The sequence below is a fragment of the Caulobacter sp. genome, assembly GCF_039596335.1.
Lineage (GTDB): Bacteria > Pseudomonadota > Alphaproteobacteria > Caulobacterales > Caulobacteraceae > Caulobacter.
Genome location: NZ_JBCNJZ010000006.1, coordinates 1 through 14,583 on the forward strand (window position 1 = coordinate 1; position 14,583 = coordinate 14,583).

General features: G+C 64.5%; 13 protein-coding genes. 11 read left to right on the forward strand and 2 right to left on the reverse strand.

The window, feature by feature from the left end; all coding sequences use genetic code 11:
- Positions 1 to 346, reverse strand: a 346-nt coding sequence (locus tag ABDW31_RS13445) for a hypothetical protein (RefSeq protein WP_343698937.1), incomplete at its 3' end; no start/stop codon positions are given.
- A gap of 162 nt (positions 347 to 508) precedes the next feature.
- Between ABDW31_RS13445 and ABDW31_RS13450 the strand changes: the two genes are divergently transcribed.
- The 7 genes from ABDW31_RS13450 to ABDW31_RS13480 all read left to right on the forward strand — a co-directional run bounded on the left by ABDW31_RS13450 (position 509) and on the right by ABDW31_RS13480 (position 11,862).
- The gene (locus ABDW31_RS13450) at positions 509 to 2,011 is read left to right on the forward strand and encodes a DUF3363 domain-containing protein (protein ID WP_343698938.1); all 1,503 of its coding nucleotides are present in this window, start codon (positions 509 to 511) and stop codon (positions 2,009 to 2,011) included.
- A gap of 16 nt (positions 2,012 to 2,027) precedes the next feature.
- A complete protein-coding gene (locus tag ABDW31_RS13455) occupies positions 2,028 to 3,980 on the forward strand; it encodes a conjugal transfer protein TraG (protein ID WP_343698939.1) in 1,953 nt (650 codons plus the stop codon).
- 7 nt (positions 3,981 to 3,987) lie between these two features.
- Positions 3,988 to 4,404 carry a CopG family transcriptional regulator gene (locus ABDW31_RS13460; protein ID WP_343698940.1) on the forward strand — a complete coding sequence of 139 codons (417 nt, stop codon included), beginning with the start codon at positions 3,988 to 3,990 and terminating at the stop codon, positions 4,402 to 4,404.
- A 120-nt stretch (positions 4,405 to 4,524) separates the two neighbouring features.
- Positions 4,525 to 7,986, forward strand: coding sequence for an AAA domain-containing protein (locus ABDW31_RS13465; RefSeq protein ID WP_343698941.1), 3,462 nt, complete (start codon positions 4,525 to 4,527; stop codon positions 7,984 to 7,986).
- Positions 7,983 to 9,359, forward strand: a complete 1,377-nt coding sequence (locus ABDW31_RS13470) for a hypothetical protein (RefSeq protein ID WP_343698942.1) — start codon at positions 7,983 to 7,985, stop codon at positions 9,357 to 9,359. The genes ABDW31_RS13465 and ABDW31_RS13470 overlap by 4 nt, the downstream gene beginning before the upstream one ends.
- A gap of 116 nt (positions 9,360 to 9,475) precedes the next feature.
- A complete protein-coding gene (locus tag ABDW31_RS13475; RefSeq protein WP_343698943.1) occupies positions 9,476 to 10,273 on the forward strand; it encodes a hypothetical protein in 798 nt (265 codons plus the stop codon).
- Positions 10,274 to 10,341: 68 nt separating this feature from the next.
- Positions 10,342 to 11,862 (forward strand): HEPN domain-containing protein, encoded by a 1,521-nt coding sequence (locus ABDW31_RS13480; RefSeq protein WP_343698944.1) that lies wholly within the window; start codon positions 10,342 to 10,344, stop codon positions 11,860 to 11,862.
- Between the two features lie 106 nt (positions 11,863 to 11,968).
- Here the strand turns inward: ABDW31_RS13480 and ABDW31_RS13485 are convergent, their stop codons facing one another.
- Complete coding sequence (locus ABDW31_RS13485) at positions 11,969 to 12,133, reverse strand: hypothetical protein (protein WP_343698945.1); 165 nt, start codon at positions 12,131 to 12,133, stop codon at positions 11,969 to 11,971.
- 334 nt (positions 12,134 to 12,467) lie between these two features.
- Here ABDW31_RS13485 and ABDW31_RS13490 point away from each other — a divergent pair, with 334 nt between their 5' ends.
- The 4 genes from ABDW31_RS13490 to ABDW31_RS13505 all read left to right on the forward strand — a co-directional run bounded on the left by ABDW31_RS13490 (position 12,468) and on the right by ABDW31_RS13505 (position 14,580).
- Positions 12,468 to 12,833 (forward strand): hypothetical protein, encoded by a 366-nt coding sequence (locus tag ABDW31_RS13490; RefSeq protein WP_343698946.1) that lies wholly within the window; start codon positions 12,468 to 12,470, stop codon positions 12,831 to 12,833.
- A gap of 166 nt (positions 12,834 to 12,999) precedes the next feature.
- Complete coding sequence (trbB, locus tag ABDW31_RS13495) at positions 13,000 to 13,908, forward strand: P-type conjugative transfer ATPase TrbB (protein ID WP_343699083.1); 909 nt, start codon at positions 13,000 to 13,002, stop codon at positions 13,906 to 13,908.
- A gap of 85 nt (positions 13,909 to 13,993) precedes the next feature.
- Positions 13,994 to 14,314 (forward strand): TrbC/VirB2 family protein, encoded by a 321-nt coding sequence (locus tag ABDW31_RS13500; RefSeq protein ID WP_343699084.1) that lies wholly within the window; start codon positions 13,994 to 13,996, stop codon positions 14,312 to 14,314.
- On the forward strand, positions 14,314 to 14,580 hold the full coding sequence (locus ABDW31_RS13505; RefSeq protein ID WP_343698947.1) for a VirB3 family type IV secretion system protein: 267 nt from the start codon (positions 14,314 to 14,316) through the stop codon (positions 14,578 to 14,580). Before ABDW31_RS13500 ends, ABDW31_RS13505 begins: the two co-directional genes overlap by 1 nt.
- The last annotated feature ends 3 nt before the right edge of the window (positions 14,581 to 14,583 follow it).

Consider the following 14,583-nt stretch of genomic DNA (forward strand, 5'->3'; position numbering starts at 1 on the left):
CAATAGGTCCGCAGTCCTCGGTTTTGGTAGCGCTTCGACGCCACGGCCGACCTCCCTCGATAATCAGGAGCCCGACATGGTTCGCCTCATGGAAGGAGAACAAGAGTGCAACAACCGAACGCAAACACAGGGCAGGGGAAGATGGCGAGATTAAAGGGCCGGGACCTTTTGGGTCCATGGCCTTGATGGTGTTGAAGAATTTCCGGGACCTCGCCACGAGGTCAGGTCCCGGATTTTCAAGTTTTCCTCGTTTGATCAACGGCTTGCCCGGGACCTTCACCCTTGGGAGGTCCCGTTGAGCGATGAGAACGAGTTTTTCCTGCGCCTGGGCCGGATCGGCGACCAAGGGGCCGGCGCCTTGCCGCGCCAGCGCGGTTTCGTTCAGGAAGTCCTGGGCGCCGCGCGGAAAAGCGGTCAGGGCGCGCTGGACCTGAAGGGGCGTAGCGGCCGCCGTCGATCGGGTAGGGGACGCGACGCGGCCGCGCGAAGCCGGGGCGGCTCTCGGCGCGTGGTCGTCAAGGCCAGGATCGTTCGCCACCAGGGCAGCCGGTATCGGGCCGCACCCATGGCGATGCACATCCGCTACCTGCGACGCGAGGGCGTGAGCCGTGACGGCGCCCAGGCCGAAATGTTCGACCGTGACGGAGCGGCCGACCACGCCGCCTTCGCCGAGCGCTGCCACGACGACCGCCATCATTTCCGTTTCATCGTTTCGCCCGAGGACGCCGGCGCGCTCGATGACTTGCGGGCCACGACGCGCGACCTGATGGCCCTGGCCGAGAAGGACCTGGGGACGCGTCTCGATTGGGTGGCCGTCGATCACTGGAATACCGACCATCCCCATGTCCACGTGCTGATCCGCGGCGTCGCCGAGGATGGCCGCGATCTCGTCATCGATCCCGACTACATGACCAAGGGCCTGCGCGAGCGGGCCCAGGCCTTGGTCTCGCTGGAGCTTGGACCGCGCACCCCCGAGGAGATCGCCGCGAGCCTTGATCGAGAGGTCCAGGCCGAGCGGTGGACCAGCTTGGACCGGAGCCTTCGTGACCGCGCCGGGCCAGAGGGGGTGATCGACCTTCGACCGCCCGCCGATGGGGGCGAGCGCGTATCGCCGCGCCTGATCGGCCGGGTTCAACATCTGCAGCGCTTGGGCTTGGCGCAGGAGCAGGCCGGCCGTTGGCGCTTGGCCGATGATCTGGAACCGCAACTACGGGCGCTTGGCGAACGTGGCGACATCATCAAGACCCTGCACCGGTCGATCCGCGAGGCCGATCGCGACCTGGCCGACCTGCGGATCCAGGCCGAAACCCTGGAGGCGCCGATCGTGGGGCGCCTGGTTGACCGGGGCCTGCACGACGAGCACAGCGGCCGGGCCTACGCGGTGGTCGATGGCCTAGACGGGCGGCTGCATCACTTCCGTTTCCGCGATCTGGGCGCGACGGGCGATACCCCGATCGGCGGGATTGTCGAAGTGCGCACGCGGCAGGTCGCCGGCGAGAAGCCGACGCTCGATCTCCTCCACCGCTCGGATCTTTCGCTTGATCGGCAGATCGGCGCGTCGGGCGCGACCTGGCTTGATCGTCAGCTCGTCGTCCGCGATTCGGCGGCGCTGGCCGAGGCTGGGTTCGGGCGCGAGGTGAAGGACGCCATCGAGCGGCGCCGGGCGCACTTGCAGGCCACGGGCTTGGCCGACCGTCTTGGGCGACCGCGGGCGGGGCTCGTCGCGGGCCTTCGCGCCCAGGAGCTGGCTCGCGTCGCCGACAATATCGCCACCGAGACCGGCGGGACCTGGAACCAGGCCAAGGCTGGCGACCAGATCTCCGGCGTCTACCAGCGGCGTCTCGATCTGGTGTCAGGCCGCTTTGCGATGATCGAGGACGGGCTCGGGTTCCAGTTGGTGCCGTGGACCCGGGGGCTTGAGGAGCGGCTAGGCCAAGAGGTGAGGGGCGTCGTCAGCCAGGGCGGCGGCATCGACTGGGCCCTGGGGCGCAAGCGGGGGATCGGGCGTTGAAGAGCGAGATCCTGACATGAGCGGTACGAAAGTTCTCTGGGGCCAGATCCTGGTGGTGTGCCTCCTGGCCCTGGCCGGCGTGTGGCTGGCGACCGAGTGGACGGCCTGGCGGCTTGGCTTTCAGCCGCAGCTGGGGCCGCCGTGGTTTCGGCTGGGCGGCTGGCCGATCTATCCGCCGCCGGCCTTCTTCGTCTGGTGGTTCATCTACGAGGCCTATGCGCCCGATGTGTTCGCGCGCGGCGCATTCATGGCGGCCGGCGGCGCCTTGGTCGCCGTCGCCGCGGCGATCGGCATGTCGATCTGGCGAGCGCGCGAGGCCAAGAAAGTGACGACTTACGGCTCGGCCCGCTGGGCGACGCAGGAGGAGGCGAGGGCGGCGGGCCTGCTTGATCCCGACGGCGTCGTACTGGGCCGGCTGAAGGATCACTATCTGCGCCACGATGGTCCCGAGCATGTCCTGTGCTTTGCCCCGACGCGGTCGGGCAAGGGCGTTGGCCTGGTGGTGCCGACCTTGTTGACCTGGCCAGGCTCTGCGGTGGTTCACGACATCAAGGGCGAGAACTGGCAGCTGACGGCCGCCTGCCGGTCGGGGATCGGGGCGGTGCTCCTGTTTGATCCGACCAACCCGGCGTCCAGCGCCTACAATCCGCTCCTCGAAGTACGTCCTGGCCCGACCGAGGTGAGGGATGTGCAAAATATCGCCGACATCCTAGTGGATCCGGACGGGGCGCTAGAGCGCCGGTCGCACTGGGATAAGACCAGCCACAGCCTGCTGGTGGGGGCGATCCTTCACGTCCTCTACGCCGAATCGGACAAGACCCTTGCCGGCGTGGCCAATTTCCTGGCCGACCCCAAGCGGACAATCGAGGCGACGCTGAGGGCGATGATGGCCACGCGCCATCTCGGCGACGCCGTCCACCCCGTGGTCGCCTCCGCGGCGCGGGAGCTGCTCAACAAGAGCGAGAACGAGCGGTCGGGCGTGCTCTCGACGGCCATGTCGTTCCTGGGTCTCTATCGCGATCCGATCGTCTCGGCAGTGACTTCGCGATGTGACTGGAGGATCGACGACCTCGTCGTTCCGGGCCGGCCGGTGACCCTCTATCTCGTCGTCCCGCCGTCCGACATCAGCCGCACCAGGCCGCTGATCCGGCTGATCCTCAATCAGATCGGCCGGCGCCTGACCGAAGGGCTTGAGAGCGCACGTCACAGGCCGCGGCTGTTGCTGATGCTCGACGAGTTTCCCGCGCTCGGGCGGCTAGACTTTTTCGAGCAGGCGATGGCCTTCATGGCCGGCTACCGGATCAAGGCTTTCCTTATTGCGCAAAGCTTGAACCAGATCGCCAAGGCCTACGGGGAGAACAACTCCATCCTCGATAACTGCCATGTGCGCGTCGCGTTTTCGACCAATGACGAGCGCACCGCGCGCCGCATCAGCGACAGTCTGGGCACGGCCACAGAGATGAGGGCGATGAAGAACTATGCCGGTCATCGTCTTTCCCCGTGGCTCGGCCACATGATGGTCAGCCGTCAGGAAACGGCGCGGCCGCTGCTGACGCCAGGCGAGGTGATGCAGCTTCCGGCGGACGAGGCGTTGATCCAGGTCTCCGGTGTTCCGCCCGTGCGCGCGACCAAGGTCCGCTACTATCTCGACCGTGACCTGGCCGGAAGGGTGGAAAAGCCGCCGGCCCAGCCGGCCCGGCTCGCATCGTCAGCCTCGGGATGGACGACGATCGTCGCGCCAGGGAAGGGGGCGCCTTCGGGAGCGGCCAGCGACCTGGATGAGGGCGGCTTGCGCATCGAGCCTGAACTGGATGCTCCCGCCGAGAGCGTGGCGCCACAGCCGGTCGAGGAGCAAATCTTGGAGCCGGAGCTCGACGCGGACGACATCGCCCAGGTCGAGCAGGCCAGGCGGTTCCGCGCCGCCGCCCGCATCGCGGCTCTCGACCCCGATGACGGCATTCCCCTGTGAGCCGGCGATGAAGATCCAGACCAAAGTCTTCCTCGCCCGGGATTTGTCGCTCGCCCTGGACGAGGCCTCGCGCCGTACGCGGCGATCGAAGTCCGAAATCGTCCAGGCCGCGGTCGCCAGCTACCTGTCGCCCGACGGGGCCGAAGCGTCCGAAGCCGCCCTGGTCCGAAGGCTGGATCGAATTGGCCGGGCGCTGGAGCGCCTGGAGCGCGACGTGACGATTTCCAACGAGGCCGTCGCGCTTTTCGTAAAGGCCTGGCTGACCGCGACACCGAGCCTGAGCGCTGGCGACCAGAAGGCGCAGAACGCCAAGGGCCAGGAGCGTTACGCGGGGTTTCTGGAGGCGTTGTCGCGACGGCTGGCGTCGGGCCGGCTGCTGCGCGCGGAGGTGCTCGACGAGCGGCCTGCAAATGAGGGCGGGTGAAGGGCCCAAGCGGCCGCCGGCCGTGATGTGAAAGGCCCAATGTCACGTATCCGTCTTGCTACGCCGGCGCGAACTGCTCCAAAGTACAGCTAACGCGATCCAAATCGCTGCGGGGGAGACATGGGGGCAGAACAAAGTCGTCCGACGGTGCAGGGTTACGCCCTTTTGGATGTTCCCTGTGAGGCGGGCCGGACGGCCAGGGTCTATAAAGCCGTTTCCCTCGCTGATGGTTCGATCGTCGCGATCAAGGCGCTCACCGCTTCGGTCGATCAGAACGACTTTCTGGAAGAAGCCTTCCGCCGAGAAACCGAGGCGCTCACCGAGCTTCGGCACCCGAGCATCGTGGAAATGCGTGGGTCAGGCATCACGCCCGATCATGTGCGCTACATCACGCTCGAATGGATGGTGTCGGACCTCATCAAGCACAAGCGCGCTGCAGGTCCGTTTGAGTGGAGCAGCTTCTGGGCCAGCATTGGCAGCCCCATATGCAACGCTGTTGCGCACGCCCATTCACGCGACATCGCTCACCGCGATCTCGCCCCCCGGAATATCCTTTTCGGCGCGGACGGCGCGCCGCGCGTCGCCGACTTTGGCGTTGCGAAATTGCGGCGGTTCATGCGGACCGAACAGACGCTGCGCGAATTTGTCAGTCCGCCCTTTACGCCACCGGAAGTCGACGATGGCTCGGGCACGCTGAGCCGCGATGTGTTTTCGCTCGCGGCGTTGTTCTGCTGGTACGCGTCGGAGGAGGAGCTCACCTCATACGATGCGGTCGGTCGCTTCGCATCCACCAGCGAACGCTTCCCGCCGGCCATTCGAACCGTGCTCTGCAGCGCGCTTTCCGAGGACCCGGACGAACGGCCCGCCACCGCAGGCGATCTGCTCGATCGGATCGAGCGGGTGAACCAGGCCGCCAAGACGCCGCCGGCTGCTCTGTCATGTCAGCTGGCGTTGGCGCACCACCGGGCCGACCAGATCGCGCGCGCCTTCGAGCTTTCCGACCGCGGCGCGGTGGAGCAGGCCATCCTTGAGGATCTGAACGCCATCTGCGGCATCAAGCCCAAGCCCGGCCACGATGGGACCTTCAGCAACGAGGCCGATCCGACATCGGAATTGACCCTGATGGGGCTGACCAAGTCGTACCACGTCAAGCGTGACGAACGATCCATGGATCGCCTCGTCATCCACGCGGTCCGCTCTTTGCCCACCGGGCTTCTCGAACGTCTAAGAGAGACTGCGCTGGTGCCGCGTATCGATTTTCGCTTCACGTCTCTGGGCGTGCAGGCCGATCGCCGCTGCATCGACGTACTGCAGCAGCTGATCATCGACCACCTCTACGACCAGACAGACGATGACGTTGAAGAGCATCGTCTGTTCGGGGCTTGGTCCAGAATTCTCCAGGCCAGACAGGATGTCGAGGCGTCCCGCGAGCGCCCGATCCGCTACTCGAGCTTCAAGGCCGACGGTCGCAGGATCGTCTTCCATGTCACGGGAACCGTGCCTGAGGACGTCCTGCAGGAAAGCCGCCAGATCAGGCTGCAGGATGGCACGTTTCTGTCGGGCCATGTGGAGTCCGTCGAGGGCCACAAGGCCACTTTCTTCACGAGCTCGGGCGACGCCGGACTTCTCAAGCCAAATGGAGACATCGTCTTTAACGTCTACGCAGCCAGCGAGGCGTTGAGGCGACAGCAGCGCGCTCTAGACAGTTTCCGTCAGGGGACGGTGGTGCGCCCGCACCTCGCCAACGTCCTCATCGAACCGGAAAAGGCCGCGCCCATCAGGCCAAAGGCGATCGAGACCTTTTTCCAAGGCTCCCTGGACGGGGACAAGAAGGAGGCCGTGAATGCGGCCATGGGGTCCAGCGACATCATGTTGCTACGAGGGCCGCCGGGAACGGGGAAGACGACCTTTGTCGCCGAACTCATCCTGCAGACGCTCAAGGAAAAGCCCACCGCGCGGATTCTGCTGTGCTCGCAGACCAATGTCGCGATCGACAACGCCTTGGAGCGCCTGGTGGACCTGCGGGGGAGCGATTCGATCGAATTCGAGGTCGTCAGGCTGGGCACGAATGACGAGCGTATCGCCGACGCCGTCGAGCCTTTGAGGCTGGCCAGGCGGCTGCAGGCTTGGACCGCCGACGTCTCGACCAAAGTCGAGGCCTTCGCCGAGCAATGTGCGATTGAAGAAGGGGTTGATCGTCACACGGTGGTGGTCGGCATGTTGCTCGAAAAGCTGCTCGCGGCGCAAAAGCGGCTGTCCAGCTTGGATGACCAGACAAAGGAAGAACAGCAAGCGCTCGACGCCAAGCTCAAGTCCAAAGGGGCAGGGGCCAGCGTCAATCCGCGTCAGGATCTGGACGTCGCCGGCAGCATCAATGCGCGTCGACTGGTGCTCTCGCAGTTGGCCGAGGAGCGTCGAGCGGTCCTCCTCGTCCAAAATGAAACCAAGCGGGAGCTGACCTCCAAGGGCGAAGCTGAACTTGCGATCCTGCACGAGACCGACCTCGTCGCCGCCATCGACCTCTACCTGGGCACGCCCGAGGCCCAACGCCTGCGTCCCCTGATCGAGCTGGGCGCGGAATGGACGGCCCGGTTTGGCCGTCAGGATCATTTCGAGGCGCCGTTCCTGTCGATGGCCCACGTCGTGGCGGGGACATGTCTTGGCGTCGCCGGCCCCCGCTCGACAAGCGAAATGGAATTTGACCTGTGCATCGTCGACGAGGCGTCCAAGGCGACGGCGACGGAAATCTTGGTGCCTCTGGCGCGCGCGAAAAAGTGGGTGCTTGTCGGCGACAGCAAGCAACTGCCGCCGTTTCAAGATGAAGCGCTGCGGGATCCCGATCTGTTGGAGAAGTACGACCTGCGGCCCGAAGAGGTGGCGGAGTCGCTATTCAGCTATCTTGAACGTCGACTGCCGAAGGGCAACGTCCTGGCCCTGCGGACACAACGCCGGATGATCCAGCCCATCAGCGATCTGATCTCTGGTTGCTTCTATCCCGAGCAGGGACTCGATTGCGCGCGCGGAGAGCCGGATCGCAATTTCTCACCTGCCTTAGCTAGCGCCGTCACCTGGATGGATACCTCGCAAAATCCGAGCCGAGGGCAGACGACCCTTCAAGATGGTTCCGGCTGCTCCAACCGCCTGGAATGCGAGCTGATCAACACTCGGCTCAACTCGCTCAACACGATGTTCACAAGACGCGACCGTGCCTTGGCCAAAGGGAAGATCAGCGTGGCGGTTCTGACCGGCTATGCCGAGCAGCGCGCCAAGCTCGAGCGAACCCTAAACCCCAAGTCGCCGAAATGGACTCACCTTGAGATCCTGCTGAACACCGTCGATGCTTTTCAAGGTCGTCAGGCCGATGTCGCGATCTATTCCGTCACCCGTTCAAACGACGATGGGCGTCTTGGCTTCCTCAAGGACGCCGCACGCCTGAACGTTGCCCTGTCACGCGGCCGGGATGCGCTGATCATCGTCGGCGACAAGGAATTTTGCCGTGGTGTGCATGGCGACAATCCCTTCCGCGAAGTCATCACCTGGATCGAGAAGGCCGATGGTTGCGGCACGGAGACCATGGCATGACCCCAGAAGAAACCGCTCGCTTCCACGCCGACCGTCCAGGGTTCGAGCTGATCGACTTCACCGAGGTCTGCCTGCCGGTGTTCAAGATCTACATGGTCGCATCGTTGCTGCTGCACACGCCTTTGCCGCCGATCTATGAGTTCGTGCTACGAACCATTCGGCTTGGCATCGACGACACCGATCGGATCGCTGCCTGCTTGGGTATTCCTGTCCGGATGGTTCAGGAGACGCTGAAGGCGCTCCACACCTCTGAAGAAATCGCCTTTAAGGACGGGGATGCATCCGGTCCGGACCGTTTTGCGCTCACCCGACGTGGAGAGAAGACCGCCTCGTCACTCGAACGCATTCAGCCCGAGCAGCAGACGATCCCGGTCTATTTCGACGGGCTGACGCGGCGGCCCATTGATCCGCCGGCCGAGCAACTTCTGTCGGGAAAGCAGCCCGAGGAACTCGGCTACCAGGAAATTCCGTCATTGCCGCCTACGCGCATTGAGGTCGGCGACATCGATACGACCGCGGTCGCCAAACTTTTGGCGCGAGAGCGCTCTGGTGAGGGCAAGAAGGACCTCCTCACCATCAAGGCGATCGAGCGGCGCATGCGACTGCATCTTCCGGCCACGGCGCTGGTGTTCCGATCGCGGGAAGGAAATGACATCGAACTGCTGTTCGCCAGCGAAACGAAAATGCTCAATGATCAGAACCGAGCCTTCGCGCTTGCTGAAGGGCCGAAAAAGACGCGTCTGCTGGCTGAATTCGCCAAGCCCGATCTCGTCGGCGCTACGGCTTTCGCCCGCAAGGTCAACCAGCTCAACAAAAGTCTGGATGCGTCGACCAAGCCATCGACCTCGAAAACCTTACACCTGCCCCGCTCGACCTTGCCTGGAGAGATCCAGCGGTTGGCGGTCCTGGACCACCCGCCGCTGCTTCGGGACGCCCTGGAGAACGCCACGACACGCGTGATGATCATCTCCCCGTGGATTACGCCCGTGGTCATGGACGCGGCCATGCTGTCGTTGGTTCGCAAGCTGCTCGAAAAGGGCGTGCGGTTGCACATCGGTTACGGGCTGGATGAGGATGGCCGGCAAAGCCCAAAGCCGATCCCGCGGGGACTCCAGGAACTCGCGGACGAATACCAGAACTTCGAGCTGAGACGCTTTGGCGACACCCATGAGAAGGTGCTTATCAAGGACGACGAGTTCGTCGCGCTCACGAGCTTCAACTGGCTGTCGTTTCGCGGGGACCCAAATCGGAAGCTGCGCCGTGAACTCGGCGTGAAGGTCAGCGATCCGGCTTATGTCGAAAGCGAATATTCGCTCCTCGAAGCCCGCTTCCGGGCGAAGGCGGCAAGGCGCCGAGCTTCGAACGAGGAATAGGAGGGTGCCCCCGTCAGCGTCTGCATCTACTGCAGCACAGTCCCAGAGAGGGGCTTCGCCGACGAGGTGCGCTTAATTTGGTCCCCTGACCCCCTAGAGTCAACTCACAGGACATTATGCCGCTAACCGCAGAACAGCTGCTTTTGGACACGTTTCGTTACCGGCTCGGCGGTACGCGCCCGGTGCTGGAGGTGGAGCGCTTCGAGGCTGACCTCTACCGTTCCAACCACGCGCTGATGAAGGCCGCGCTTCTTGAAGCCCAGTCGATCGCGGCGCGCCTAGGTCCGGCCAAGGACGTCCGTGCAGCGGTCCTGGCGCTTTACGACACTCGCCTGGCCGAGATCGCTCAGATGTTTCCTGTCTTCTTCGTGTTCGAAAGCGCGTACAGGGCCTTCACTGCCGCGCGCCTGACCGCCGTCTACGGCGATGATCTATGGTGGGATCCGGTGCGCCAGGCCTTGCTGGCAAAAAGCGATCCCCAGAGTGTGCCTGCGCTCGGCGGCCGCCCTGCGAAACGAGATGTCATCGATGCGCTGAGCCATCTTCTCAAAGGTCTTAAGGACCCGGGGATGCGGCAACTGCGAGGAACCTACGACCTCTTGGAGGCCGGAACCTTGACCCATGTGGGTCGGCTGATCTCATCGCACTGGACAGATATTGAACCCGTCTTCAGTCAGAGCGGTCCGCTCCCTTTGACGTCCGCAAACTTTTCCGACCAGTTCAACAAGGTCCGCAACGCCCGCAACGACGCCTACCATCACCGGCTCATCCGCGACCGGGTCAAGGTGGCGGCGATCGTGGAGCGACTGCTCGACCTCCTGGATGTTCATCTTGGTGACCGTCTGGACCGGCTGGCCAAGGTCCAGGTCGCTGGCTTGCCTGTCCATGTCCCCCAGGTTCCTCGGCACGGGTAAGAAGGGGGAGGAGGGCGCGGGGCCGCTCAGGCTAAGCAGCGGTCGCCGTCATGCCTGTTGAGGGAGCTATGCTTGATCTAGAAGGAAAGACGGTTTCGGGATCGTTCCAGATCGGCGATCGGTGGATCGCGGGCGAACTCCATTTCCACGCTGGCGAAACAAGCCTTCATCTCCATGACGAGGCAAATTTTCGGCCCGACGCGGCGGCCGATGGACTAGTTCGCGGCCTGCTCGCCGATCGCCGTAGCGTCACGCTGGTGGGATGTTTGCTGGCCCCGATTTGTGGGACCGGTATGAACAGCGGCCGGCGGTACTACTTCACTGACGCGTTCGTCCATTATGTCGTCATCGGCAATCGACACCTCAATGCCTCCGCGCCCTGCGTGACGCGGGTCCATCTGGAGACCGACGACGCCCATCGTGTATTCAACGACTTCGACGCTTTCGGGACGGTCTATGGCGAGGGGCCCCGTGCTCTGGCCATCGACCTTATCAAGGCGCAGACCAAGGATTTGAACCGCCCTGTGCCCTTGGGTGAGCATCCTGAAGTGATGTATTTCACGGGCAAGACCCAGATCATCGCCTTCAACACGGTGCTTGGCGAGCTGTCGGCGGATCATCGATTTCAAAGATCGATGGGGTCAGTCCGAGGTTTCAACCTGACCAACTCGGTCGTGCTCTCCTTGGCGCCGCGACAGCCGCGTCAGTTCGACAACATCCTTGATGACGTTCTGGTGCTTTTGCGCTTTCTGGCGCTCGTCGCCGGTCGCGAGCAAAATCTGGAGCGGCTGTACATCGAGACTACGGATCAGGATCCGCAGGTCGGCGGACCGGCTCCGCCGCTCGAGGTCTATTGGTCGTTCAGGCCAGGTCAAGATCGTCAGTCCGTCGAGCCTCCACACGCGGCGGATCTACCCTTGAATCCGATCGCGCGAGCTGACGAATTCGAAAAGGTGGCTGCGGACTGGATCGCACGGGACGCGGCGTGGCTGTCGGCGCGGACACGGTTCCATAGCGCTTGGAGGCGAGGGCGCGACTTCTCGACCGATCGTCTCATCAGCGCGGCCAACATGTTCGATCTGCTTCCCGATAGCGCCGCGCCGGAAAAGGTCACCCTGTCGCCCGAGCTTGAAGCCGCCAAGCTCGAGATGCGCCAACGCCTGAAACAACTGCCGGACAGCTATGAAAAGCAAAGCCTGCTCGGGGCGATTGGTCGGCTGGGAACGAGCAGTCTCAAACACAAGGTGCGCCACCGTCTCGGTTTGATCCCCGGCGAGGTCGTGGCCTGTTTTCCCAAGCTTCAGATGGTGTTGGAGCACGCCATTGATTGCCGAAACTTCTTCGTTCACGGCGGGAAACCCAAGCTTGATTACCACGACAATGGCGTCGTCACCCTCTTCACCGAAGCGCTGGAATTCACCTTCGCGATGTCGGATTTGGTCCAAGCCGGGTGGACGCCGAACTGGCGGGGCAGGGCCTTCGGGCAAAGCCATCCGTTCCTGCTGTTTCGCCAGACCTATCCCGAATACCTGGAGGAACTGCAAAGCCTTCAAGGAAAGACATCTGCATCCGCTGGCGACGGAGGGTAGCGGCGACCTTGGGCTGCTCCGGGCGATCGCTGTGGGCGAGCGCTGCGCCCAAAGGTGCATCAACGCCAGGCGCGCGACTGTACTCGATCGGTGATCAACGCAGTTTTTATTCTTGGGTCTGGGGGCGCGCTTCAGCAGCGCGTCGTTCAGCTTCCTCTTGCTTCTTCTTGTCTTGGTCGCGATGCCACTTGATGGAGAAGAACATGCCAACACCCAGCACTATGATCTTCAGCGGGAAGAAAACTATGGGGAAAAAGTCCACCCAGGTCACAATGTTACCTCAAGACAATCGCTGAAAGCTGGAGCGCATCACTTTGCTAAAGCGCATGCAGCCTACCGATTTTGTTCGTCGGGGTGTCGTGGACAAACTGTCCAATCGTGAAAGTCAGGCCGATGACGGTTTCCACCACGGAGCGAGTGCGGGCGAGCGCGTCGTCTGACTTGCCGCGCTGCGGCTGAAAGTCCCGACCCTGGAGCCGAGCGAGGTTCTGCATCTGGCGTCGAGACCTGATGGATCGCCTACGACCGCCTTTGACGAAGATTGGCTCGACTTTGCGTGGGCGCGGCGACTCGGTTTTGGATCGCCCGACGTCCGCGAGAATCCGATGAGCCCTGAAGACTTTGCTGACCTTGCTGTTCGTCTGGGTCCCAGCGTCCAGTCCAAGCCGATATTCGAAACCCTTCAATTTCGGGTGGGCGGTCGCGCCTTCGCGACCCTGGGGTGGCCGACCAAGGGTTGGGCGGTGGTCAAGCTCGACCCGCGCCGCCAGGCTTGGGCGCTCGGCTTGGGCGGGGGTCTGTCCGCCGAGCCGGGGCGCCGGCGTAAGGCGGGGATCATCCTTGCGCGCTTGTCCCTGGTCGATCCCGCGGTCGCCGCGGCGCTTCTGGCCGAGGCATGGCGTTTTGCCCAGCCATCGCGGCCAGGGGGCGCGGCGCACGGGCGGGCCGCCGCTGCCGGCGCGACCGCCTGAAATCCTGAAAGCCCGCCGTTCCCCTGTTTTTCTACGCCAGGGTACGACGGGCCGATTTGGCTGTTGAGATCGGTCAGAACCGGGTCTTCTTACTCATCCCCGTAAACAACGGGGACCCGCCGTGGACCTTTCGCAAATCGAGACCGGACGCGAGCGCAGCCGCCAGATGCTGCGTACGGCGCTTGGGCCGCTGCTGCTGGCGCGACTGGAGGATCCGGGCGTGGCCGAGGTCATGCTCAATCCCGATGGCCGGGTCTGGGTCGATCGGTTCGACGTCGGCCTGGTCGACGCCGAGCTGACGATCGGGCCGGCCGACGCTGAGCGGATCCTTCGCTTGGTGGCCCATCACGTCGAGGCCGAGATCCATGCCGGCCGGCCGCGGCTGTCGGCCGAGTTGCCCGGGACCGGCGAGCGGGTCGAGGGCCTGATGCCGCCGCTGGTCGCCGCGCCGGCCTTCTCCATCCGCAAGCCCGCGAGCCTCGTCTTCACCCTGGCCGACTATGTCCGCGCCGGCGTGATGAGAGAAGAGCAGGGCAGGGTGTTGCGCGACGCGGTGGCCATCCGCGCCAACATTCTGGTGGTGGGACCCACCTCCAGCGGCAAGACCACCCTGGTCAACGCCTTGCTGGCCGAGGTCGCCGCGTCGGGCGACCGGGTGATCATCGCCGAGGATCTGCGCGAGTTGCAGTGCGCGGCGCAGAACCAGGTGGCCCTACGCACCCGCGACGGGGTGGCCAGTCTCACCGACCTGGTGCGCTCGTCCTTGCGTCTTCGGCCCGACCGGATCGTCATCGGCGAGGTCCGGGGTCCTGAAGCGCTCGACCTGATCAAGGCCTGGGGCACGGGCCATCCCGGCGGGGTGGGCACCCTGCACGCCGGCTCGGCCCTAGGGGCGCTGCTTCGGCTCGAGCAACTGATCCAGGAGGCGGTGGTCACCGTGCCGCGCGCCCTGATCGCCGAGACCATCGACCTGATCGCGGTCCTGCAGGGGCGGGGCCGACAGCGCCGCCTGGCGGACCTCGCGCGCCTGGATGGGCTCAGTCCCGACGGCGCCTACCAGCTCAGCCCCGCCTGAGATCCCGCCCCTAAAACCCCCGGAGATTGCCTCGATGTCCACGCGAGAACCCTCGCGCCTGCGCGCACGCCTGCTCGCCGGCTCCATGTTCGACCGTCTCGGCCAATTTGGCCTGGTCGCGCCCCTCACCATCGCCGCCCTGCTGAGCGCCCAATCGGCCAAGGCCGCCGGCTCCTCCATGCCCTGGGAGGAGCCGCTGCAGAAGATTCTGGAGTCGATCGAAGGCCCGGTCGCCAAGATCATCGCGGTGATCATCATCATCGTCACGGGCCTGACCCTGGCCTTCGGCGAGACCTCGGGTGGCTCGCGCAAGCTGATCCAGATCGTCTTCGGCCTGTCGATCGCCTTCGCCGCCAGCTCGTTCTTCCTGTCGTTCTTCAGCTTCGGCGGCGGGGCGCTGGTCTGATGGCCGGCGATCGCGCGATGGGGTTCGCCGCGCCCGTCCATCGGGCCCTGACCGAACCGATGCTGCTGGCCGGCGCCCCGCGCGCGATCGCCCTGGTCAACGGCACCCTGGCCGCGGCCCTGGGGGTGGGCTTGCGGCTGTGGATCGTCGGGCTCGCCGTCTGGCTGGTCGGTCATGGCCTGGCGGTGTGGGCCGCGCGCCGCGATCCGCAGATCTTCGACGTTGGTCGCCGGCACGTCCGGCTGCCGGCTTACCTGGAGGTCTGAGCC

Coding starts and splice junctions, on each gene's coding strand:
- ABDW31_RS13455 (WP_343698939.1), top strand. CDS start 2,028: ATGAGCGGTACGAAAGTTCTCTGGGGCCAGATCCTGGTGGTGTGCCTC.
- ABDW31_RS13460 (WP_343698940.1), top strand. CDS start 3,988: ATGAAGATCCAGACCAAAGTCTTCCTCGCCCGGGATTTGTCGCTCGCC.
- ABDW31_RS13465 (WP_343698941.1), top strand. CDS start 4,525: ATGGGGGCAGAACAAAGTCGTCCGACGGTGCAGGGTTACGCCCTTTTG.
- ABDW31_RS13470 (WP_343698942.1), top strand. CDS start 7,983: ATGACCCCAGAAGAAACCGCTCGCTTCCACGCCGACCGTCCAGGGTTC.
- ABDW31_RS13475 (WP_343698943.1), top strand. CDS start 9,476: ATGCCGCTAACCGCAGAACAGCTGCTTTTGGACACGTTTCGTTACCGG.
- ABDW31_RS13480 (WP_343698944.1), top strand. CDS start 10,342: ATGCTTGATCTAGAAGGAAAGACGGTTTCGGGATCGTTCCAGATCGGC.
- ABDW31_RS13490 (WP_343698946.1), top strand. CDS start 12,468: ATGAGCCCTGAAGACTTTGCTGACCTTGCTGTTCGTCTGGGTCCCAGC.
- trbB (WP_343699083.1), top strand. CDS start 13,000: ATGCTGCGTACGGCGCTTGGGCCGCTGCTGCTGGCGCGACTGGAGGAT.
- ABDW31_RS13500 (WP_343699084.1), top strand. CDS start 13,994: ATGTTCGACCGTCTCGGCCAATTTGGCCTGGTCGCGCCCCTCACCATC.
- ABDW31_RS13505 (WP_343698947.1), top strand. CDS start 14,314: ATGGCCGGCGATCGCGCGATGGGGTTCGCCGCGCCCGTCCATCGGGCC.